The 22,039-nt window shown below is 71.0% G+C and carries 17 protein-coding genes; 7 read left to right on the top strand and 10 right to left on the bottom strand.

All coding sequences use genetic code 11. From position 1 onward, the window contains the following. The 8 genes from AQI88_RS43030 to AQI88_RS14400 form a co-directional block, all read right to left on the bottom strand. Positions 1-1,160, bottom strand: a 1,160-nt coding sequence (locus tag AQI88_RS43030) for a hypothetical protein (RefSeq protein WP_208615784.1), incomplete at its 3' end; no start/stop codon positions are given. After that, the gene (locus AQI88_RS14430; RefSeq protein WP_066997779.1) at positions 1,153-3,720 is read right to left on the bottom strand and encodes a hypothetical protein; all 2,568 of its coding nucleotides are present in this window, start codon (positions 3,718-3,720) and stop codon (positions 1,153-1,155) included. The genes AQI88_RS14430 and AQI88_RS43030, both read right to left, overlap by 8 nt. Further along, a complete protein-coding gene (locus AQI88_RS14425; protein ID WP_066997776.1) occupies positions 3,717-4,559 on the bottom strand; it encodes a nucleotidyl cyclase domain-containing protein in 843 nt (280 codons plus the stop codon). Before AQI88_RS14425 ends, AQI88_RS14430 begins: the two co-directional genes overlap by 4 nt. Positions 4,560-4,668: 109 nt before the next feature. Continuing rightward, positions 4,669-5,391: a Crp/Fnr family transcriptional regulator gene (locus AQI88_RS14420; RefSeq protein ID WP_066997773.1), complete on the bottom strand. Its 723-nt coding sequence runs from the start codon at positions 5,389-5,391 to the stop codon at positions 4,669-4,671. A 453-nt stretch (positions 5,392-5,844) separates the two neighbouring features. After that, positions 5,845-7,353, bottom strand: a complete 1,509-nt coding sequence (locus AQI88_RS14415; RefSeq protein WP_066997770.1) for a cellulose-binding domain-containing protein — start codon at positions 7,351-7,353, stop codon at positions 5,845-5,847. A gap of 235 nt (positions 7,354-7,588) precedes the next feature. Continuing rightward, on the bottom strand, positions 7,589-8,908 hold the full coding sequence (locus tag AQI88_RS14410; protein ID WP_066997767.1) for a radical SAM protein: 1,320 nt from the start codon (positions 8,906-8,908) through the stop codon (positions 7,589-7,591). Positions 8,909-8,966: 58 nt separating this feature from the next. After that, positions 8,967-9,641 (bottom strand): pyridoxamine 5'-phosphate oxidase family protein, encoded by a 675-nt coding sequence (locus AQI88_RS14405; protein ID WP_066997764.1) that lies wholly within the window; start codon positions 9,639-9,641, stop codon positions 8,967-8,969. 98 nt (positions 9,642-9,739) lie between these two features. Then, complete coding sequence (locus tag AQI88_RS14400) at positions 9,740-10,699, bottom strand: helix-turn-helix domain-containing protein (RefSeq protein WP_066997761.1); 960 nt, start codon at positions 10,697-10,699, stop codon at positions 9,740-9,742. Positions 10,700-10,810: 111 nt separating this feature from the next. Between AQI88_RS14400 and AQI88_RS14395 the strand changes: the two genes are divergently transcribed. Continuing rightward, the gene (locus tag AQI88_RS14395; RefSeq protein WP_066997758.1) at positions 10,811-11,842 is read left to right on the top strand and encodes a saccharopine dehydrogenase family protein; all 1,032 of its coding nucleotides are present in this window, start codon (positions 10,811-10,813) and stop codon (positions 11,840-11,842) included. 46 nt (positions 11,843-11,888) lie between these two features. Here the strand turns inward: AQI88_RS14395 and AQI88_RS14390 are convergent, their stop codons facing one another. Both AQI88_RS14390 and AQI88_RS14385 read right to left on the bottom strand, forming a co-directional pair. Next, on the bottom strand, positions 11,889-12,950 hold the full coding sequence (locus tag AQI88_RS14390; RefSeq protein WP_066997756.1) for a LacI family DNA-binding transcriptional regulator: 1,062 nt from the start codon (positions 12,948-12,950) through the stop codon (positions 11,889-11,891). An 85-nt stretch (positions 12,951-13,035) separates the two neighbouring features. Next, on the bottom strand, positions 13,036-14,043 hold the full coding sequence (locus tag AQI88_RS14385; protein ID WP_066997753.1) for a hydroxyacid dehydrogenase: 1,008 nt from the start codon (positions 14,041-14,043) through the stop codon (positions 13,036-13,038). A 108-nt stretch (positions 14,044-14,151) separates the two neighbouring features. Between AQI88_RS14385 and AQI88_RS14380 the strand changes: the two genes are divergently transcribed. From AQI88_RS14380 to AQI88_RS14355, 6 genes are all read left to right on the top strand, one after another. Continuing rightward, a complete protein-coding gene (locus AQI88_RS14380; protein ID WP_066997750.1) occupies positions 14,152-15,405 on the top strand; it encodes an FAD-binding protein in 1,254 nt (417 codons plus the stop codon). Between the two features lie 139 nt (positions 15,406-15,544). Beyond that, the gene (locus tag AQI88_RS14375) at positions 15,545-16,795 is read left to right on the top strand and encodes an ROK family transcriptional regulator (protein ID WP_066997747.1); all 1,251 of its coding nucleotides are present in this window, start codon (positions 15,545-15,547) and stop codon (positions 16,793-16,795) included. An 11-nt stretch (positions 16,796-16,806) separates the two neighbouring features. Further along, complete coding sequence (locus AQI88_RS14370) at positions 16,807-18,681, top strand: glycoside hydrolase (RefSeq protein WP_066998129.1); 1,875 nt, start codon at positions 16,807-16,809, stop codon at positions 18,679-18,681. 233 nt (positions 18,682-18,914) lie between these two features. Next, entirely contained in the window at positions 18,915-20,177 is a 1,263-nt protein-coding gene (locus AQI88_RS14365) for an ABC transporter substrate-binding protein (protein ID WP_066997744.1), read from the top strand. Positions 20,178-20,197: 20 nt separating this feature from the next. After that, positions 20,198-21,166 (top strand): carbohydrate ABC transporter permease, encoded by a 969-nt coding sequence (locus AQI88_RS14360; RefSeq protein WP_066997741.1) that lies wholly within the window; start codon positions 20,198-20,200, stop codon positions 21,164-21,166. Next, positions 21,163-22,035 carry a carbohydrate ABC transporter permease gene (locus AQI88_RS14355; protein WP_066997738.1) on the top strand — a complete coding sequence of 291 codons (873 nt, stop codon included), beginning with the start codon at positions 21,163-21,165 and terminating at the stop codon, positions 22,033-22,035. The genes AQI88_RS14360 and AQI88_RS14355 overlap by 4 nt, the downstream gene beginning before the upstream one ends. The last annotated feature ends 4 nt before the right edge of the window (positions 22,036-22,039 follow it).

Below are 22,039 nucleotides of genomic sequence, written 5' to 3'. Positions count from 1 at the left end.
CGCGAAGGCTCCCGGTCGACATCGTCGTCCGCATAACCGTCCGACCGATACGCCCGCCCCCGCGACGGCTCACGGTCCGGATCCTCCGCCGGATAGGGGTCGGAGCGGTGCGGCCGGCGCCGGGTGCGGGAGGGCGGTTCGTCCGCCTCGGCGTCGTCGCCGGGGTGGCGGTCCCGGCGGCGGGGCTCCTGCCGGGAGGACTCCGCCCGGTACGGCTGCCGCCGGGGCGGTTCGTCCGACACCCACTCCGGGGTGAACGTGCCGTCGGCGGACTGCTCCAGCTGCCGGGGCTGGCGCCGGGCGGGCACCGTCCCGATGGGGCCCGTCAGGCCGCGGTGGTCCTTGTTGAGGAGGTTCAGGACCTGTGTCTCCACGTCGATGGAGTTGAGTTCGCCGCGCAACGCCATGCTGTAGAGCCGGTCGACCCGCTCCCGCTCGTCCTGCCGGCCCTCCTGGCGGATCTTCTCCAGGAAGTCCTTGGCTCCCTCGGGGTCGGCGGCCAGCATGAAGCTGAGCTGCTCCAGTTCGCCGCCCTGAAGCATGCGCCGGAACGCGTCCTGACGCATTTTGGTGACCTCGGCGTCGGCATGGACCTCGCGCTGCTTCTTCGCGTACCCGATGGCCTCGTCGTCCACCCCCAGGCGGACGTACAGCCGCACCCGCAGGCCGAGGTCGGATCCCAGGTCGCTCCAGCGTCCGCCGACGCACTCGCGGGTGATGACGCGGTTGGCCTGTTCGGCGTCGGTCACCCGGTAGGTCAGGGTGACCTCGCGCAGCCGTTCCAGCACCGGTGAGGTGAGCCGCTTGGCGACGTCGGTCACGACCTGGACGGCGGCCAGATGGGGATCGGTGACCTCCCACTCGATGTCCACCTCGGCCTTGAAGAAGCTGGTGCCGCCGGCGGCCGGCAGCTCCAGCTCGAGGCTCGACACATAGGTTCCCTGCGCGATCTCGCAGACGGTGTACGGCCGGGCCAGCGCCCGCTTGTCGACGTGCCGCACCCCCGAGACGGTGATCACGCTGTAGCCGCCGTTGCGGTAGAACACCACCGAGGCCTTCTGGGCGCTCACCGGCGGGAGCCCGATCGGCGTGTACTCCTTCAGGAACGGCCCAGGGGGCGCCACGCCTGCGGCCGCCGCCTCGTCCTCGTCCTCAGCCATGCCTCTCCTCCTCGCGGGTCGTCTCCCGGCGCGGCCTCTCCCCGTGCGGCCTGTCCCGGCGCGTCGGCTCCGAGGGCCTGACGGCGAGCCACCACAGGTCGCGCGCCTGCGCGTCGGGGACGGGGTTCTCGGGGTCGTTCATCATGTGGCGCAGCAGCCAGTCCAGCCGCCGCCGGTCGTGCTCCTCGGTCGCCAGCGCGGGCAGCAGTGCCGCGAGCCCGGGCCGGGTCCACTCGGCGCCGTCCTTGCGCACGGCCGAGCGCAGCAGACGCTCCAGCGCGTCCATCGCCACGTCCCTCGCGCGTGCCGTGTTCAGCGCGGTCCACATCAAGTCGGCCATGGGGCCGACGAGTTCGGGCCGGGTGGCGGCAAGGGCGAGGGGCAGCGGCCAGTCGCCGCGGTCGGCCAGCGGGGAGTCCGGGTCGTCCGAGAGCACCTCGTCCACCGTGGTCAGGGCGAGCCGGACGGTGGTCACCAGACCCAGGTCCTGGTACGGCTCGCGCTTGTGGTGGGTCCACTCGGTCACCCGCGCGAGCACCTCGGCGGCGTCCGGCAGCGCCAGCAGCCGTACGACGTTGAAGGAGGCGACCGCCAACTGCTCCCCGTCGTCCCGGACCCCGATCTTGGCCAGGGTGTCCAGGGTGTCGTCGGTCGTGGCCTGGGCGTTGCCGTAGCCCAGCGCCATCGCGGCGGTCCAGCGCAGTGACTTGGTGCCGTGCTTGCTCCAGTCGCTGATCAGCTTGTGCACCGTCCTGCGGTGCGAGTCGTGACCGGCGGCCTGGTCCATGGTGGTGGCCGCGAAGATCCGCCGGCGGGACGTGGTGGCCTCGGCGAGCGGCCGGACCAGCTCGGTGTAGCCGTGGTCGAAGTCCCGTACACACAGCTCCCCCGCGGCCACCGCGGCGCGCATCCACACCTGCGAGCGCGGATCGTCCGCCAGCAGCCGCAGCCAGCGCACCACCGGCGCCCGGACCGGGAAGTGGCGGTCCCACAGCTCGGTCAGCACCGCGGACGGCAGGGCGGAACCCCGGTACCAGATCAGCCGCGCCGGCACGTCGTGCCCGTCCGCCTCGACCTTGCCGTCGGTCAGTTCGGCGCGCGAGAGCGCCAGATCGGCTTCCGGGTCGTCGCAGAACAGCGGGCGGGCCGGCGTGTTGTCCGGGTCGGACTGGACCGACAGTTCCCAGGTCAGCAGGTGGGCGGCGGCGGCCACGGCGCTGTGCGAGGCCCCGCCCAGCACGGCGAGCGCGATCCGGAACGCCACCGGGTGGAACAGCGTCGCCGTCCCCGACCGCCCCGCGCTCCCCTCCGGCCGTTCCCTCTCGGCCGCAGGCGCCGTCAGCGCCCGGTCCACACCGGCGAACCACTCCTGGGCCTGCCCGGCGGCGATGCTCCGGCAGCCGGACAGCAGTTCCTCGTACGAGGTGATGTCCCCCAGGGCATGCCCGGCGAGCAGCGACGCGAGCAGCTCGGCCTCGGCGGGGCGCAGATCGTCCAGCCCGACCGCGTCCTTGACCTCGTCCCGGTCCGCGAGTTCCTCCGCCCGCGCCAGCAGGTCGTCCGGCGGGGGGTCGCCCTCCCGGGCCTCGGTGGCGCGGTCCGCCAGCCGCTCGCGCAGCCGGGTGGCGAGCAGTTCCTCGGTGGGCACGGGCGGGCAGAGCATCCCGTACCGGCCGGCCAGCAGCGGGTTCGCCGCCGACCCGACGGTGACGACGATCACCGCGAAGGCGTCGTGCCGGGCCAGGGCCGCGGCGAGCTCGTCGAGGTCCATCTCGTCCGGGGGCAGCGCACCGGGCCGGGTGAGGGACAGCTCCAGCACATACCCGGAACCGCCCCGCGACTCCAGCTCGGCGGCCAGCTGCCGTACCCCGCCGTCCGGATCGACCCGCAGCACCCGGTCGACGGCCGTGCCGTCCGCCGGATACTGGGTGATCTCGTCCAGGAGCGAGAGCGCCGTACTCGTACGTCCGGTGCCGGGTGCGGCACCGAGCACCAGCAGCCGGCGGGCGCGGAGCGCGTTGCGCAGCCGTATGTACCCTTCCGGCTCCACATGGACGCGGCGGAGCCTGCGCAGTTCCTCCTCGGGTACGGGCCCGCTGCGCATGCCGGCGCCCGGTCGGCGGCCGTCCAGCCGCAGGTTGATGTCGCCGATGTGGGCGCTGTTGATGTACGAGCGGTCGAAGCGGTTCAGGTCCCGGCCGACGTCGAACAGCATCCGGGTGGCCCGGCGGGTGCGCGCGGCGGCTGCGAGGTCGGTGGGCCCGTCCTCGCCCTCGTCCTCGGCGAGGGGGTCGCGGGTGTACGCCTTGAACCGCCCGGCGGCGCGCTCGCGTTCCTTCTCCCGCTCCTTCTCCTTCTCCGCCTCCTCGTCCTCGGCGGACTTCTTGTCGTCGCCCTTGCCCTCGCCGTCCCGGGACTGGTCGTCCTTGGACCTCTTGTCGTCCCGGTCCTGCTTCTTGTCGTCCCTGTCCTGCTTCTTGCCGTCGTCGGACGACCGTCCCTCGTCGGCCTTCTCGGGGACGTCGTCGGCCGCGCCGCCCGCCTGCTCGTCGTCGCTCACTCGGCTCCGCCCTTCCGCCGCTCGGTGTCACGGTCGGTGATCCGGCCGATGTGCACGGGCTGTTGGTAGACGTTGTCGTGGTGCTGGGACATGTCACCGTGGACGGTGTACTGGGTACCGGACGGGTCGGGGCGCTGAGCGGGTTCGGCCGTCGGCTCGGACTTCGGCCCGGTGACGGCGAAGTCGGCGGCGATGTCCGCGGCTTCGGCGACGGCCGCGCCGAAGGGCGAGGGCGTCGCGGGAATCTCCGGAGCGGGCCGGCCGGGAAGGTGGAACCAGGCGGTGACCTCGCCCTCCTTGAGCTCCAGCCGGGCCGGGGAGTAGTGCCCGGGCTCGATGAACTTGCCGCCGCTGCTGACCACGTCCTCGTACAGGGACTGTGAGGTCACCAGCACCAGGTCGGCCTCCTCGGCGTCGAGGAGGCGGCGGGCGACGGAGGAGTCGGCCAGCCGGCAGGCGAGGTCGACCGCGCGCCCGCTGATGCCCCGCTCGTCGTGCCGGACCGGGCCGACGTGCATGCCGATCCGCAGTCCCAGGGGCACGCGCAGACCGCGGTTCTCGTCCCGCAGCTTCTCGTGCACCTCGACCAGCCACAGGCCGAGCAGCCGGGTGACCGCGATCCGGCCCGCCACCGACACCAGCACGCCGTCGCCGCGGTCCTCCATGTGGACGGCGTCGCGCCCCACCGAGGCATGGGTGAACGCCGTCTCCAGCACCCGGTAGATCCGGGCGCGCATGCGCGGCTTGTCGACGTCGTCGTACTCCCCCGAACGTCTGGCATCGACGCTGATCACCAACTCGTAGTGTGCTTCGCCGAGTTCCGGTGCGCCGTGGTTCACCCGTGCCCCCTGCAGTCCTGTCCGCTTGCCGAAGTGGTGGTTCGTCCCATCAGCGTCAGGCCCGGGACGCAGGCCGTCTGTAGCCGTTTACACATGGCGAGGCGGGGCTTTACTCCTGATGTCCCTCCGCGAGGAGGGCGAGCAGCGCCGGGTCGAGGATCTCCACCATCCGGTTGCCCGTGCGCACGATGTTCTGGTCGCGCAGCAGGCGCAGGGCCTTGGCGACGGCTTCCCGGGTGGCTCCGATGGTGGCCGCCAGTTCGTCCTGGGCCAGTTGGACGACGGGTCCGGCGGGCGAGAGGCCGGTCGAGGGGCCCGCTCCGGACGGGGTGTAGGGGCCGGAGGGTTCGGCTCCGGAGAGTTCGGTGAGCCGGCTGGCCAGGCGCTGGAGCACGGTGAGCGAGGCGAGCGCGGACCGTTCCTGGTCGGCGCTGCGGAGGCGGAAGGTGAGCTGGCGTATCACCAGACCGCTGACGCGGGGGTGCAGGGCGAGAAATCTGCGAAACGCGTCCCCCGTGATGACCTGGGCCTCTATGGGGCCCAGCGCGCGTACGGTGGCGCTGCGGGGGTGCGGGTCCAACGCGGCCATCTCGCCCAGCAGTTCACCGGGGCCGCGCAGGCCGAGTATCAGCCCGGCGGCACCCCGGTCCGTGGCCACGGAAACGGTCACCCACCCCTGAAGTATGATCACTACGTGACTGGACCGGTCACCTTCTGTCAGAAGGTGGGCATCGGCCGGGTAGCGCTTCCGGTTGCCGAGAGCCATCACGCTCTCCCGCTCCTGGGCCGTCAGCGCGTGCGCGAACGCCAGCTCATTGCCGAGCAGCCCCATGGCCACGCCCCCCGCCGCAGTCCGGATGCCTCGTTTTGCGCAGGCGTTGATGGTGACAGAGCGCCGTTTTGGGGCGAGTGAATTGCGCCACATCGGGGGTACCGCCCGGTAGTTGCGGAACTTCCAGGTAGGTCGTATGAGCGTGCCCCGCCCGGGTCCCGCACCCACGCCCGGTACGCGCGGCGAAACGTCCCGCCAGGATGGGGGAATTGGCGAAAACTCGGGTTTTCGGCTACCGGGACGGTGACGCCGACGTAGTGACACGGTGATGGGACGGTGATTAATCGCCACCCGGCGGCTGTGCCGGGACGATGCGGGAGGCGGGCGACCGCACGGGAGGCCGCGCGGAAGAGGAGGCCGCGCGTCCAGGCCGTCGCCGGGCGTGCGCAGACCGCCCCGTGGGTACGGCCGTGCGGGGCGGCGGGGATACGGCCGGGGCGGTCCGAGGGGCCGTCAGCCCGCCGTGCAGGGCTCCCCGTTGAGGGTGAAGTGGTACGGCGCCCGGTTCCCGCCCTGCCAGGACGCGAGGAAGCCGAAGGTCAGCGTCCCGTGCGCGGCGACGCTCCGGTTGTAGTCGGCCGCGGCGGCAGTGACGCGGGAGCCGTTCTGACGGACGGTCGCGTCCCACATCTGGCCGACCTGCTGGCCGTCGCGGAAGGTCCAGGCGACCTGCCAGTCGGTGAGGGCCTCGCCGGTGGTGACGGTGACGGTGGCCTGGAAGCCGTCGGCCCACTGGTTGACCAGGTCGTAGGCGACCTGGCAGGTGGCGGCGGGGGCGGTCGTCCCGCTCGGGCCGGGGTCGGTGGTGGCGGAGGAGGTGCCCTGGGGTTCGGGATCGGGGTTCTTGCGCTCGGGCTTGGTCCGGGTGGCGGTCGCGGAGGCAGTGGTGGAGGGCGGGCGGGAGGAGGCCGGCCCGGCGGTGGTGCGGGAGATGCCGGGGGCGGCGACCGGCTGGCGCTCGTCGCGGACGGCCGCGGTGTCGTCGCCGGAGCCGCCCGAGTCGGTCGAGCCGCTCGAGCCGCTCGAGCCGCCGAACGGCATCATCGACACGCCGAGCGCCAGCGCCGACAGCAGGACGGCGGCGGCGAGCAGGCCGCCGCGCAGCACCCGGGTGCGGCCCGCGCCCTCCTCGGGGTCGCCGGTGTCCGGCTCGGCGCCCGGGCGGCCCGCGCCGAGCCGGACCTCGGCGGCGCGGCGCCGGCGCTCCAGATAGGCGAGGCCGCCCCAGCCGATGACCCCGCCGGCCAGCGCGGCGGGCAGTCCGCCGCCGTGCAGGCGCAGGCAGGCGGCGGCTTCGGCGCACCGGACGCAGGTGGCGAGGTGCCGGGAGAGGTCGCCCGGCGTGTCGGCGGCGGCCGAGCGGGTGACCGCGTCCAGCAGCCGGGCATAGCTGCGGCACTGCGCGTCCATCGGGGAGTCGAGGTGTGCGCGGTGACAGCGGTCCCTGAACAGGCCGCGGACCTGGTCGAGTTCCTCGGCGACCGTGGCCGGGTCCAGGGCGAGCCGGCGGGCCACCGTCGGCAGGGGCAGCGCCTCCACCTCGGCGAGCCACAGCAGCGAGGCGTCGGCATCCTGCATGTCCCTCAGGCCGCGCAGCGCGACCGGGCGCCCGAGCGGCGGGCCGCTGTAGCGGGCGGCCTGGCCGGAGTTGAGCCACAGCCGCAGATCGGGATCGAGCTTGTGCCCCTGGCCCTCGGCCTCCCAGCTCGCGGCCGTGTTGCGTACGGCGGTCAGCAGCTCCGGGATCACCGGCAGCCGCCCGGCACGCCGGCCGGGGCCGCGCACGGAGGCGGCCCCTGCGGCACGCACCTCGCGCATCCCGAGGGTGAACGCCTCGGTGGCGAGCTGATGGGCCGTCAACGAGCCGGAGGTGCACAGGTCGGCGTACGAGAGCACCGCGTCCCAGCACTCCGAGAACAGCGCGGCCTCGGTGTCGTCCTGGGGGGTCGGCAGGTCGGGCATGGGACTCCTGCATCCACGAGCGAGGTCAACTCACCATAGAGGAAATGAAGTTGGGGGAACCTCGCGGCGGGCAGGAGCCTTTCACGTCATCGACACAACTGACAAGCGGCGTATTCAAATCCGGTGACCGGAAGGTCGCGTGACGTGACCGCGGTTGCTCGGGCCCACAACTCCGGCCTCTGATACGGACGCGGGCGCCATACGGCTCAACGCCGGACCGGCTTCCGGTCGCGGATCACACCTCCACCGCATCCCGGGCGGGCAGACTGTCCATGAATGAGCTGACGGAGAAGACGGCGCGGCCGGGTCCGGGCGGGCCGTAGCCGGGCGGGGAGGACAGCCCGAAGTCGTCCATCGTGGCCCGGTAGGCCTCCAGGAGCCGGATGTGGTACTCCAGCGGCGCGCCCTGCGGGTTGGCCTTGCCGAGCGGGGTGGTGGGCTCCGGGCACCAGGTGGTGAAGCGGGGCGTGATGCCGTGGGACATGAAGAAGCGCAGGCCTTCGGTGGTGGAGGCGATGGCCTCGTCGACGGTGGTGAAGCCGAACGGCTCGGCCATCTCCACGCCCGCCACGAAGTTGGGGATCACGTTGCGCGCGCCGAACACCTCTGCGGAGTCGAGGATGCGGCGGTGCCACTCGTCCCGGCCGACGTAACGTTCCTTGCCGGGGCAGTACAGCTCGAACAGACGGCGGTCCCACACCTCGAAGTTGGGGTGGTAGATCTGCACGCCGTAGTCCTTGAACCGCTGTACGTCCGCCTTGGGCAGCGCCTGCGCGACGACCTTGCCGATCCAGCGGCCCGGGAAGCGCTCCTCGATGGCCTTGGCGTACTGGCCGTAGAAGTCGGCCTCGTCGCGCCCGGCGACCGTCTTGGTGATGGCGCCACCCGTAAGGGTGTAGGCGGTGGACGCCTTCGCGGTGTCGTACCGGTCGATGATCTCCAGGGCCTCGAGGACCTCCTCGACGTCCTTGACTCCTGTGTACGGCCGGCCGGCGGCCTTGTGCTGGCGCCAGTTGTGGTTGATGTCGCAGTACTGGCACTCCTCCTTGGCGCCGAAGTACTGGCAGACCCGGAAGACGGTCAGGTAGATCAGGTAGCCCCACTGGATGGTGGGGGCGACCTCCATGACGGACTTCCCGTTGGAGAGGGTGTGCCGGTAGTACTCGGGCATCGGCGGCACACCGACGTCGGCGATCCGCTTCCCGTCCAGGTACAGCCCGAGCAGCCCCTCGTCATCGGCGGCGACCCGGTACGGCGAGGCCGGGTTCACCCGTACGGAGACGACGGTGCGGCGCAGGTCGTACGGGCCGCCCGTGAGGATGATCTCCTCCGGGGGCCGGCGCAGCGCGGCCTCGCCCAGCTCGGGCAGGGTGCCGTGGTCGAAGGAGAAGATGAAGTACGACTTCGGCTTGACCTCGCCGCCCTCGTTGTCACTGAGTGCGGACGGGTCGAAGGCGACTCCGCCCCGGAGCAGGTCCTCCTTGAAGACGGCCTCCCGCGGCACATGCGGGAAGCGCTCCATCAGATCCTCGACCAGCACGGTGCGGCTGCCCATCCCGTATCTCCTCCCGGCTCAGGCGTTCGGCTCCTCACGGTATGCCCCCGCCTGCGCGTCAGCCGTGCCGGGTCCCCTCGCGCCGCGCGATGTGTCCCGGAACAGGGACGTCCGGCGCCAGCAGCGGGTCGGCCACGGGGGCGCCCCAGACCGCGGTCAGCGGCAGGGTCCCGGCCCACAGGCCCAGCTCGGCGTCGGGTCCGTCGCCGTCGTCGGGGGCGCCGGTGCGGATCTTGACCGAGGCCTCTTCGAGGGAGAGGGCGAGGAGGGTGGTGGCGGCGAGCTCCTTGCGGCTGGGCCGCCGGGCGTACGACCACTGCCCGGGCGTCGCGTGCTCGGTGAGCCGGCGCAGCCCCTCCAGCTTCTCCTCCGGGTCGGTGACCTTGCGGGCCTCGCCGTGGATCACGGCGCTGCGGTAGTTGACCCCGTGCTCGAAGACGGACCGGGCGAGGACCAGGCCGTCCACGTGGGTGACGGTGACGCAGACGGGGGTGCCGCCCGCGAGGCTGCGGCTCGCCACGGAACCGTGGACGAACAACTGCCGCTCGTCCCGCCCGTACACGGTCGGCACGACCAGCGGCCGCCCCTCGACCACCACACCCAGGTGACAGACGAACCCCGCGTCCAGGATCGCATCGAGTTCGGCCCGCTCCAGACTGCCCTGCTCGCGCAGACGGCGATGCCGGGTGAGGTCGGTCTGGGGGAGCTGGGCGGGCAGGGGCTGTGAGGTCATGAGCGGTAAATCTACTGAAAGCGCACCTGAAGGGCCATACGTTCACTGAAACACTTCATTGATGGGGATTGAATCAACGAAATCCGTATCATCGAGGGTTACGCGTTCGGGTCGGGGAGGGAGCGCGAGCGGAAGGTGCGGCGGTAGGTGTCCGGAGGCACGCCGACCGTGCGGTTGAAGTGCCGGCGCAGTGTGGTGGCGGTGCCCATGCCGGTGGCCGTCGCGATGGCGTCGACGCTGCGGTCGGTGGTCTCGAGCAGTTCCTGGGCCTGGCGGATCCGCTGAGTCAGCAGCCACTGCAACGGGGTCGTGCCGGTCACCGACCTGAAGTGGCGGCCCAGGTGGCGCGAGCTCATCCGCGCCTGGCGGGCCAGGTCCTCCACGGTCAGCGGCTGGTCGAGGCGTGCGAGCACCCAGGGAAGCAGTCCGGCGAGCGGATGGTGGTCCGGGGCGGGCACCGGGGTGGTGACGAACTGGGCCTGGCCGCCGTCCCGGTGCGGCGGCACGACCAGGCGGCGGGCGACGGCGTTGGCGATCGACGAGCCGCGGTCCAGGCGGACGAGATGCAGGCACAGGTCCATGGCGGCGGCTTTGCCGGCGGAGGTGAGCACGCTGCCGTTGTCCACGTAGAGGACGTCCGGGTCCACCTCCACCCGGGGATAGCGGTCGGCCAGGGCCCGGGTGTGCGCCCAGTGTGTGGTCGCGCGCTTGCCGTCCAGCAGACCGGCGGCGGCCAGCACGAACGCACCCGTGCAGAGGGAGGCCACGCGTGCGCCTGCCTCGTGGGCCGCGCGCACCGCGTCGACCAGGCCTGCGGGCGGGTCCGCGTCGATGTCGGCCCAGCCCGGGACGATCACCGTGTCGGCGCGCGGGAGTTGGTCCAGGCCGTGGTCGGGCTCCAGCCGGAACCGGCCGGCCCGCACGGCGGCCGGCCCGCAGACGGCGACGTCGTACCAGGGCTCTGCCACGCCGGCCGGGGCGGCGCCGAAGACCTCGTACGCCATGGACAGTTCGAAGTGCAGCATCCCGTCGGTGACGGCCAGCGCGACAGTGTTCACGTCCGGAATTGTACGGGTCATGTCGTTCCAGACACTCGCGTGAGACACCCGGCCTCGAAAGGATGTCTACGACAGAGCGCAGCAGATCATCCGAGCACGGGGGAGAAATTCATGGAATCGCGGCACACGGTGGTGGTGTTCGGGGCGTACGGGCACACCGGGCGCTTCGTGGTGGCAGAGCTGCGGGAGCGCGGGTTCGTCCCGGTGCTCTCCGGGCGCGACGCCGAGAAGCTGAAGGCGCTGGCGGCGTCCGAACCAGGATCGGAGGTCCGCCCGGCGTCGGTCGACGACCCCGTCTCGCTCGACCGCGCACTGGCCGGTGCGGCGGCCGTGATCAACTGTGCCGGGCCCTTCGCCACGACGGCCGCCCCCTTGATCGAGGCGGCACTGCGCGCCGGGATCCCGTATGTGGATGTGGCGGCCGAGATCGAGGCCAACGCCGACACGTTCGCGCACTTCGCGGACCGGGCCCGCGCCGCGGGAACGGCGATCGTCCCCGCGATGGCCTTCTACGGCGGCCTCGGCGACCTGCTGACCACCGCCGCGATGGGCGACTGGACGGCGGCCGACGAGGCGCACATCGCGTACGGGCTGAGCAGTTGGCACCCCACCGCCGGCTCGCGTGCCGCGGGCGTGGTCTCCCGGGAGCGGCGGGGCGGCCGACGTGTCGTCTACACGAACGGGCGGCTGGAGTACCGCGATGACAGCCCGCCGGCCCTGGAGTGGCCCTTCCCCGAGCCGATGGGCCCCCGGGCCGTCATCGGGGAGTTCACGATGGCCGACGTCGTCACCGTGCCCAGCCACCTGTCCATTCCCGAAGTGCGCACCTACATGACGGTCGAGGCGGCCAGGGACGTGTCGGCGCCGGACACACCGACGCCGGCCGCGGCCGACGAGCGTGGGCGGTCCGCGCAGACCTTCCTCGTCGATGTCGTCGTGCGCTCCGGCGGCAGTGAACGGCGCGCGGTGGCCAGGGGCCGGGACATCTACGCCGTCACCGCACCGCTCGTGGTGGAGGCGGTCGACCGCATCCTCACGGGACGGACCAAGGCGGTCGGTGTCGTCTCCGCGGGAGAGATCTTCGACGCGCCCGACTTCCTCCGCGCGCTGTCCCCGCACATCTCCCTGGAACCGCGTCCGTAACGCCACAGCGGACAAGTGCGCCCGGACGGCGGCGCGAGAGGGCCGTTCACTGCGCTCTGGGCGTGGAGTCCCGCAGCACCACGTGCGTGCCCAGCACGAGGTGCTGGCTGTCGGGCAGTTCGGCGCGGTGGAGAGCGAGACGGACGGCGGCGCGGCCCAGTTCCTCCTGGGGGACGTGGACCGTGGTGAGGGCGGGATGGACATCACGGGCGACCGGGATGTCGTCGTAGCCCGCCACGGCGACGTCGTCCGGGATGCGGCGGCCCGCCTCGCGCAGGGCCTGGATCACCCCGGCGGCGATCATGTCGGTGGCGGCAAAGATTGCCGTGAACTCCCGTCCGGAGGCGAGGAGTTCACGGGTGGCCTGGTAGCCGTACGAACGGGAGAAGGTGCCGTCGAGGATCAGTTCGGGGTCGGGGGTCAGGCCGAGGAGTTCATGGGCGCGGGCGAAACCGGCGAGCCGCTGGCCGCTGGTGGACAGGCCGGCGACCCGGCCGAGGTAGGCGATACGGCGGTGGCCGCCGGAGAGCAGATGGGTGGTCAGGGCGAAGGCGCCGCCCTCGTTGTCGTAGTCGACGACCGTGGCGGGCACCCCGGGTCCGAGCGGCGGCCGGCCGACCAGGACCAGCCGGGAACCCGCCCGGTCCAGGGCGTGCGCGAAGTGGGTCATGCGGTCCTGGTACGCCTTGTCCTCCCAGGCCCCGCCCACCACGATCACCGCGTCGGCCCGCTGCTCGCGCATGGTCTCCACGACCGCGAGGATGCGCTGCGGGTCGCCGTGCGTGGTGCACAGCATGCACAGGCGGCCCTCCGCCGATGCCTGCTCCTCGACTCCGCGGGCGATGTGCGCGTAGAACGGCCCGGTGACGTCGTCCACGACGAACGCGACCGTGTTGTTGGTGGCGCCGCCCAGGGCACGGGCGTGCGCGTTGACCACGTAGTCCAGGTCGCGCATCGCCTTGAGCACCTTGGCGCGGGTCGCCGCTGCCACCGGGTAGGTGCCGCCCAGCACCCGGGAGACGGTCGACGCGGAGACTCCGGCGCGCGCGGCGACGTCCCGCACGGTCGAGGTGTCCGGTCCCGTGCCGGGCTGCGCCCTCTTCGCCACCGCTCGGCCCCCTTCATCGTGTGTTCAGGTCACCTTACGAGGGCGGCTGTGCGGTGGCGTACGGCCGCTCGCATACGGTCCACCGTCACGCCGTCCGCTCCAGCCCCGCGTGGTCGACGGCATACAGAAGACCGTCGCCCGCCGCCAGTCGACCCGCCTCCTCCACCACCGTCCGCCCGAGCCGGGCCACCTCGTTGCCCTGGGAGCCGGCGAGATGGGGTGTCACGAAGGCGTTGGGCAGGTCGAACAGGAGTGAGTCGGCGGGCAGCGGCTCGGGGTCGGTGACGTCGAGTACGGCGCTCAGGCGCCCGGTGCGCAGTTCCCCGATCAGCGCGTCGTGGTCGACCAGGGCGCCGCGCGCGGTGTTGATCAGTACGGATCCGGTGGGCATCAGGGCGAGTTCGCGTGCGCCGACGAGGTGCCGGGTCTCGGGGGTCTGGGGGGCGTGCAGGGTGACGATGTCCGAGGTGCGCAGCAGTTCGTCGAGGGGCAGCAGGGGCACACCGAGCCGCGCGGCCTCGGCCTGGTCGACGTACGGGTCGGCGAGGCTCACCCGGAGGTCGTAGGGCCGGAGCAGTTCGATCAGGCGGCGGCCGATGCGGGAGGCGCCGACGACGCCGATGCGGCGGCCGTGGTTGCCGATGCCGGGGACGAGGTCGCCGTAGGGGAACGTGCGGCGGGCGCGCAGCAGGTCGCGGAAGGCGAAGACGTCCTTTCCGGCGAGCAGGATCATGGCGAGGGTGTATTCGGCGACGGGCAGGGCGTTGGCGGCGGCGGCCGAGGAGACGACGATGCCGCGCTGCCAGACCTCGGGGGTGGTGAAGCCCTTGACCGAGCCGGCCGCGTGCAGCACCGCCCGCAGTTTCGGGGCCGCGTCGAGGGCGGCCGCGTCCAGGCGGGGGCAGCCCCAGCCGGTGATCAGGACCTCGGTGCGGGCGAGCGTCTCCCGTGCCCGGGGTTCGGTGAAGTCGTGCGCCACCAGAGTGGGATCGATTTCTACGTGCTCGCGCAGCCGGGCGAGCAGCTCCGGCGGGAAGATGTGCGGCACGTTCTGGGCTGTCATGGCGAACAGTGCCTGGGGACGCTCGGGCAAGGAAGTGGCCTTCCGGCTCGGTGACGCGCGGGTAGCAACCGGTCTCTACGGTAGGTCTCGGCGAATGAGAGGGTCAATGGACACGCACTCTCGGGAGGGACGACAGAGATGACGGAGTCGGCGCAGACGGTCGCCAACTGGGCGCGCAACATCACCTATACGGCCAAGGAGTTCCACCGCCCGGACACGTTCGACGGGCTCCGGGCCCTGGTGGCCGGCAGCGCGAAGGTGCGGGTGCTGGGCAGCGGCCACTCCTTCAACCGGATCGCCGACCCCGGCGGCGACGGAGTGCTCGTGTCGATCGCCGGTCTGCCGCCGGTGACCGACGTGGACAGCGCGGCCCGTACGGTGCGCGTCGCGGGCGGCGTCCGGTACGCGGAACTCGCCCGCACGCTCCACGCGCACGGTCTCGCCCTGCCCAACATGGCCTCGCTGCCGCATATTTCGGTGGCCGGCTCGGTGGCGACCGGCACCCATGGCTCGGGGGTCGGCAACGGACCGCTCGCCGCAGCGGTCCGGGAGGTGGAGCTGGTCACGGCGGACGGTTCGACGGTGTCGATCGGCCGGGGGGACGCCCGCTTCGACGGCGCGGTGACCTCGCTCGGCGCGCTCGGCGTCGTCACCGCGCTCACCCTGGACCTGGAGCCGTCGTACGAGGTCGAGCAGCACCTGTTCACCGAACTGCCCCTCGCCGGGCTGGACTACGAGGCGGTGGCGGCGTCGGCGTACAGCGTGAGCCTGTTCACCGACTGGCGGGATCCGGGTTTCAGGCAGGTGTGGGTCAAGCGCCGCACCGATCAGGCGCCGGTGCACTTCCCGTGGGCCGTGCCCGCGACCGAGGCGCTGCACCCCGTGCCGGGGATGCCGGCGGTCAACTGTACGGAGCAGTTCGGGGTGCCGGGGCCGTGGCACGAGCGGCTGCCGCACTTCCGGGCGGAGTTCACGCCCAGCAGTGGCGAGGAGTTGCAGTCGGAGTATCTGCTGCCGCGGTCGACCGCCGTCGATGCACTGTGTGCAATAGACGACATCCGGTCGACGGTCGCCGGTGTACTGCAGACCTGCGAGGTGCGTACGGTCGCCGCCGACCCGCAGTGGCTCAGCCCGGCCCACGGCCGCGATTCGGTGGCCCTGCACTTCACCTGGGTCGAGGACACGGCGGCCGTTCTCCCGGTGGTCCGCCGGGTGGAGGAGGCGCTGGAGGCCTTCGATCCGCGCCCGCACTGGGGGAAGGTGTTCACCGTTCCGTCGGCGGTACTCCGTGGACGGTATACCCGCCTGGCCGACTTCCGCGCGCTGGCCGAAACCCTCGACCCCACCGGCAAGTTCACCAACGCCTTCGTGCGGGATGCGTTCGGAGAGTGACGGGCATCCGAGGGCGGCCCGACTTTCTACACCCCCTTTCCTAACCCCTTGTCGAAAGCCCTTCCCACCCCATAGCCTGGCGCAGCGCCGGTGCCGGTCTCGCCCCGGCCTGACCAGACGGGACGGGAGGGGCAGCTCCGTGAAGCGCACATCACGTGACATCCGCACCGCGAACCGCTACGAGGTGCTGCGCCAGATCATCGCCGAGTCTCCCACCTCCCGGCAGGAGCTGGCGGCCGCCACCGGCCTCAGCCTGGCCACGGTCGCCACGCTCGTCGGTGAACTGCTGGACCTGCGCATGATCACCGAGGTCGGTTTCGAGGACTCGGCCGGGGGCCGCCCCCGGGGGCTGGTCGCCGTCAACGCGTCGGGGGGCGCGCTGATCGGCGTCGACATCGCGGAGACGTACGTCCACGTCGAGCTGTTCGACCTGGCGCTGAACGTGCTGGCCCGCGCCGACGAGGACATGCGGCCCGGCGAGAGCCGCCCGGAGCAGGTGGTCGGCCATGTCGCCGCCGCGGTCGGCTCGGTGGTCGCGCAGGCCGGCGTCGAGGCGGCCCGGGTGCTCGGCGTCGGGGTGAGCGTGCCGGGCCAGGTGGACCGGGACACCGGCGTCGCCGAGTACGCGCCCAACTGGAACTGGCACGACGTGCCGTTGCTCGACCTGCTCGCCGAACACATCGCCTACCCCCTCCACTTGGACAATCCGCTGCGCGCCTGCGCGGTGGCCGAGCTGTGGTTCGGGGCCGCGCGGGGCCGCGGGGACGCCGTCGTGGTGAACCTCGGCACGGGTGTCGGCGCCGGTCTCGCGCTCGGCGGCGGGCTGCACCGGGGCGTGAGCAACAGCGCCGGCGAGTGGGGCCACACCACGCTCGTGCTGGACGGGCGGCTGTGCCACTGCGGCAACCACGGCTGCGTGGAGACGTACGTCGGCGCGCCCGGCATCATGCAGAACCTGCGCGAACTCAGCCCGCAGTCCCCGTTGTTGCACCCCGAGGACCAGACGGCCACCGTCGACGCGCTGGCCCGGGCGGTCGCCGCGAACGACCCGGTGGCGGTCAAGGTGGTCCGGGACACCGCCCGTTATCTGGGCGCCGGAATCTCCGACCTGATCAACCTCCTCAACCCCGAAGTGGTCGTGCTCAGCAGCTGGGTGGCGTCCCGGCTCGGCGAGCCGCTGCTCGGCGAGGTGCGCGCGGCCGTGGCCCGGCACGCGCTGAGGCGGCCGCTGGCCGCCACCGAGATCGTCCTCTCCCCGATCCCCACCGACCCGGTGTCCCTCGGTGCGGCCACGTTCGCGCTGGAGGGGGCGCTGCAGTCCGTCGGGCAGAGGGCAGGCACCAAGCGCACCACCACCCCCACAAGGAGCCGTACCGCACCGCCTTCATGACGACGGAAGGGATGCACGTGTCTCACCCCCGCACCGTTCACCACCGCACCGTTCACCGCCGCACCAAGAGATCGGTCCTCCTGACGGCCGTGGCCGCACTGGCCGTCGCCGGACCTCTCGTCACCGCCCCGCCCGTCGGCGCCGCCGGCACCCCGGCCGCCGAGGTCTCCCCCCACGCGGCCCAGACCATCGACGACATCGGCGCCTCGGGCGCCTGGTGGACCAACGACCTCCAGCACTTCTCGCCCGCCGTCCAGGCCCGGGTCGCGAAGCTCCTGTTCTCCTCCCAGGGCCTGGACCTCAGCTCGTACCGCTACAACATCGGCGGTGGCGGCACCGGGGTCACCACCCCGGCCCGCGCCCCCGAGGACTTCCTGGCCCCCGACGGCTCCTACGACTGGAGCAAGGACAAGGGCGGCCGGACGTTCCTCGGCTACGCCGCCAAGTACGGCGTCGAGGACCTGATCGGCTTCGTCAACAGCGCGCCCGCCCGGTGGACGACCAACGGGAAGAGCTGCGGCGGCCAGTTGAAGGCGGAGAACGAGGGTGACTTCGCCACGTACATAGCCGACGTGACCGACCACTTCGCCCGCACGGGCGTGCGGCTCGACTACATCAGCCCCGTCAACGAGCCGGACAACAGCTTCGCGGACTGCGGCCAGGAGGGCATGCCGGTCCCGGTCGACCAGCGCGACGACATCGTGCGCGCGCTCGGCGCCGAGCAGCGGGCGCGGCATCAGAAGACCGGCATCATCGCCGACGAGTCCAGCAAAACGACGCAGTTCAACACCGAAGTGCCGCAGTGGATCACCCAGCCGGGCACCGCGCAGTACGTGTCCAGGCTGGCCCACCACACGTACAACAACCCCGACGACGGGGAACTCGGCAAGGTGTACGAGACGTCGAAGTCGGTCGGCAAGACGTCCTGGGCGACGGAGATCTGCTGCTTCGGCAAGGGCACGACGGGCTGGAACCAGGAATACGACCCGACCATCGACAACGCCCTGCTGATGTCCCGGATCATCTACAAGGACTTCGCGAGCTCTCACGACTCCGCGTTCCAGTGGTGGGTGGCGCTGGCGAGCGGGTACGGCAGTGATCCGTCCGCCAGGAACGACGAGGGCTGGAACGACGGCCTGATCTACTACGACCCCGACTACGCGACGAACGGCAACCAGAAGCTGTACTTCACCAAGCGGTACTACGCGCTCGGCCAGTACAGCAAGTTCGTGAAGCCGGGCTCGGTGGCGCACGACGTGACGGGCGCGCCGAGCGGGGTGGAGGTCACAGCCTACGACCGCAAGGGCAAGTGGGTGGTCGTGGTGAACAACCACAACACCACCGACACACCGCTGAACCTGCACTTCAACAGCCGTACGCCGGTGCGCGCCGCGCAGGCCGTGCGTACGTCGGCCACCGAGGACTGGGCGAACGTCGCCAGGCCTGCCGTGAGCGGCGGCACGGTGTCCGCGACCCTCGCTGCCCGCTCCGTGACGACGTACGTCTTCGACCGGGCGGGACACGGCAGTTCGGCCGTGACGGGCGCCTGGCAGGGCACGCAGTCGGGCAAGTGCCTGACGGCGGACGCGTCCGCCGCCCGCATCAGCACCTGCACGGGTGCGGCCGGACAGTCGTGGTCCTACGACGCCGAGGGCACGCTGAAGGGCGCGAACGGCTACCTGACGGCGGGGAGTTCGGGTCTGACGACCACGGCCGCCTACGGCGGTGAGAGCACCCGCCGCTGGCTGCTGAACTCCAACGGGCAGATCGTCAACGAGGCGACGGGCCAGTGCCTGGACGTCAGCGGACAGGCGAGTGCCGACGGCAGCGGCGTGATCCTCTACAGCTGCAACGGCGGCACCAACGAGTCCTGGACCAGGCAGTAGCACCCCCTTGACCGAGGGCCGCCGGCCACACCCCTGACCCGGCGGCCCTCAACCCCTTTGCCACCCCCTCCTGTTCGGGATTCCGAACCGGACACAACGCTTCGAACAGACTTCGTCCAACCCCTTGCCGAAGCCTTAGCCGAAGGTTAACGTCCCGCACCGCAGCGCACATTGAGCCACCTGGCTTCAAGGCGTCAAGCCGCGAGCCGCACTCGACAGACAAGGACGTCAGCATGTCGGCACTGAGCAGCAACTGGGACCGCCGATCGATATTCCGGGCCGCAGCGGGCCTGGGCGCCGCCGGCACGCTCGCCGCGTGCGGCGGCAACAACGGCCGCGGCGGCGGCTCCGGTTCGGGCAAGCAGCTCACCCAGTACTTCCACGCGTACGGGGAAGCGGGCGTCGAACAGGCCGTCAAGCGGTACGCGAAGGCATACACGAAGGCCGACGTGTCCACGCAGTGGATCACCAGCAACGACTACGAGAGCAAGCTCTTCACCGCCCTGCTCACCAAGCAGGCGCCGGACGTCTTCGAGTTCCACCCGCAGATCCAGCTCGTCAAGAGCGGTCAGGTGGCGGACCTGACGGACATCATCGCCCCGGTCAAGGACGACTTCAACGCGGCCGACATCAAGTCGCACACGTTCGACGGCAAGACGTACGGCATCCGGATGATCGATGACCCGCAGTTCTTCTTCTACCGCAAGTCGATGCTGGAGAAGGCGAACGTCTCCGTGCCGACCACGCTGGACGAGCTGATCGAGGCCGCCGACAAGCTCACCACCTCCAAGGTCAAGGGCCTCTTCCTCGGCAACGACCTGCACGCCATCGAGCTGCCGCTGATCTGGTCGGCCGGCGCCGAGCCGCTCACCGAGAAGAACGAGATCGGTTACCACACCGACGCGGTCGTCGGCGGCCTGCGCCGGCTCCGCAAGCTCTTCACCAGCGGCAACCTGCTGCTGGACGCCCCGACCGACTTCTGGGACCCCTCCGCGATCAGCCAGGGACTGTGTGCCATCCAGTTCTGCGGCATGTGGGCGATGCCGGCGATGCAGCAGGCACTCGGCGACGACCTCGGTGTCTTCGCCTTCCCGAAGGTCGGCAGCAGCGGAAGGCCCTCCGTCTACAACGGCGGCTGGTCGATGTTCGTCAACGCCAAGGGCAGCAACGTCGACGCGGCCAAGGAGTACGTGAAGTGGCTGTGGCTCGACCAGAAGAAGTACCAGGAGGACTTCGGCACCTCCTACGGGTTCCACATCCCGCCGCGCACCTCGATCGCCTCGCAGGCCGAAAAGCTCAAGTCGGGCCTGCCCGCCGAGGGCGTGAAGCTCTTCAACACCTACGGCCACTTCGACAACATCAGCTGGACCCAGGCCATGTTCAGCGCCTGGGACGGAGTCATCTCCGACAGCGTCCGCAAGGGCGGGGACCCGGAGGCCGCGCTCGACGCCTGCGACAAGAAGATCAACCGCGAGCTCAAGAAGCTCTTCGGATAGGTCGACGGACGGACCACGACATGTCGACCACCACCACGCGCGGCACCGCGAGCCCCGCCCCGGCCAAGGTCTCCGGGACCCGGCCGCGTCGGGGTCTGCGGGCCAGTAACACCCTGAACTTCTGGCTCTTCACCGGGCCGTTCCTCATCGGCCTGCTGATCTTCGTCTTCGTCCCCATCGGCTGGAGCATCTGGCTCAGCTTCTTCGACGCACGCTTCACCGTCACGCCCAGCAACTTCGTCGGCTTCGCCAACTACCGGCACATGCTGACGAACAGCGACTTCACCGGCTCGCTGGTGACCTTCACCGTCTTCGCCGCCTTCATCGTGCCGACCACCTGGGCGCTCTCGCTGGGTCTGGCGCTGCTGGTGAACCGGCTGCGGTTCATGCGGGCGTTCTTCCGGTCGGTGTTCTTCCTGCCCACCGCCTGCTCCTACGTCGCCGCCGCCCTGATCTGGAAGATGGCCGTCTTCAACGGGGTCCGGTTCGGCCTGGCGAACACGGTTCTCGGCTGGTTCGGCATCGACAACGTCGCCTGGATATCCAACCCGAGCCCGCCCTGGTACTGGCTGGTCATCGTGACCGTACGGCTGTGGCTCCAGGCAGGCTTCTACATGATCCTGTTCCTGGCGGCACTGCAGAACATCCCGACGGAGCTGTACGAGGCCGCTTCCATCGACGGCGCCAAGTCCGGCTGGCAGACCTTCCGGTACATCACGCTGCCGCAGCTGCGCGCGACCTCCACAGCGGTGATCCTGCTGCTGCTCATCGCCGCTTACCAGGCCTTCGACGAGTTCTACAACATCATCACGACCAGGGCGACCTGGGGTCAGACGCCCCTCATGGTGCTCTACAAGACAGCCCTCGGCGCAAACCAGGACTACGGCTCCGGCAGCGCTGGAGCGGTCATCCTGACCCTGCTGATCTGTGTCATCACCCTGTTCCAGGGCAAGATCATGGGCTTCGGAAGGGGTGAGGAGTCCAAGTGACCACCACCACGCCCCCGTTGGACAAGCCGCGCCGCGTCAGGCGCGGGAGCGTCATCGGCAACGCCGGCCTGTACCTCGCCGTCAGCGTCGCCGCCGTGCTCTTCCTGCTGCCGTTCTACCTGATCGTCCGCAACGCCCTGTCGACGGACCCGGAGATCACGGGCGAGAACTGGAAGTGGTTCCCGACGCACTTCCAGTGGGGCAACATCAGCGAGCTGTTCAACGACGAGACGGTCGACTTCGGCAGGTCCCTGTGGAACTCGACGGTCATGGCCGTCCTGATGACCACCGGCATCCTCCTGATCTGCTCCACGGCCGGCTATGGCCTCGCCCGCATCCCCTACCGGCACGCCAACAAGGTCTTCTACGCGGTCCTCGCGACCCTGATGGTCCCGACCGCCGTCACCTTCGTGCCGAGCTTCGTCCTGGTCTCGTCCCTCGGCTGGGTGGACACCTACCGGGGGCTGATCATCCCGGGCCTGTTCAGTGGTTTCACCTGCTTCCTCTTCCGGCAGTACTTCCTGGGGTTCCCGAAGGAGCTGGAGGAGGCGGCACGCGTGGACGGGCTGAGCCAGTGGAGCGCGTACTGGCGTGTCGTCGTACCGAACTCGCTGAACTTCTTCGCCGCCATGGCGACGATCACGTTCATCAGCGGCTGGAACTCCTTCCTGTGGCCGCTGGTCATCGGGCAGGACCCGAGCGCCTGGACGGTCCAGGTGGCGCTGTCGTCCTACATGACCAACCAGACCGTCAACTACCACCTGACCTTCATGGCGACCGCCATCTCGATCCTGCCCCTGGTCTTCGTGTTCCTCTTCCTCCAGCGCTGGCTGGTGCAGGGGATCGCGCAGACCGGCATCAAGGGCTGACGCC

Origin of the sequence: Streptomyces cellostaticus, from assembly GCF_001513965.1 — a bacterium.
In the GTDB taxonomy this organism is placed as follows: Bacteria; Actinomycetota; Actinomycetes; order Streptomycetales; family Streptomycetaceae; genus Streptomyces; species Streptomyces cellostaticus.
The sequence above is the reverse complement of the archived record's forward strand: the minus strand, read 5'-3'. Positions and strand labels throughout refer to the sequence as shown.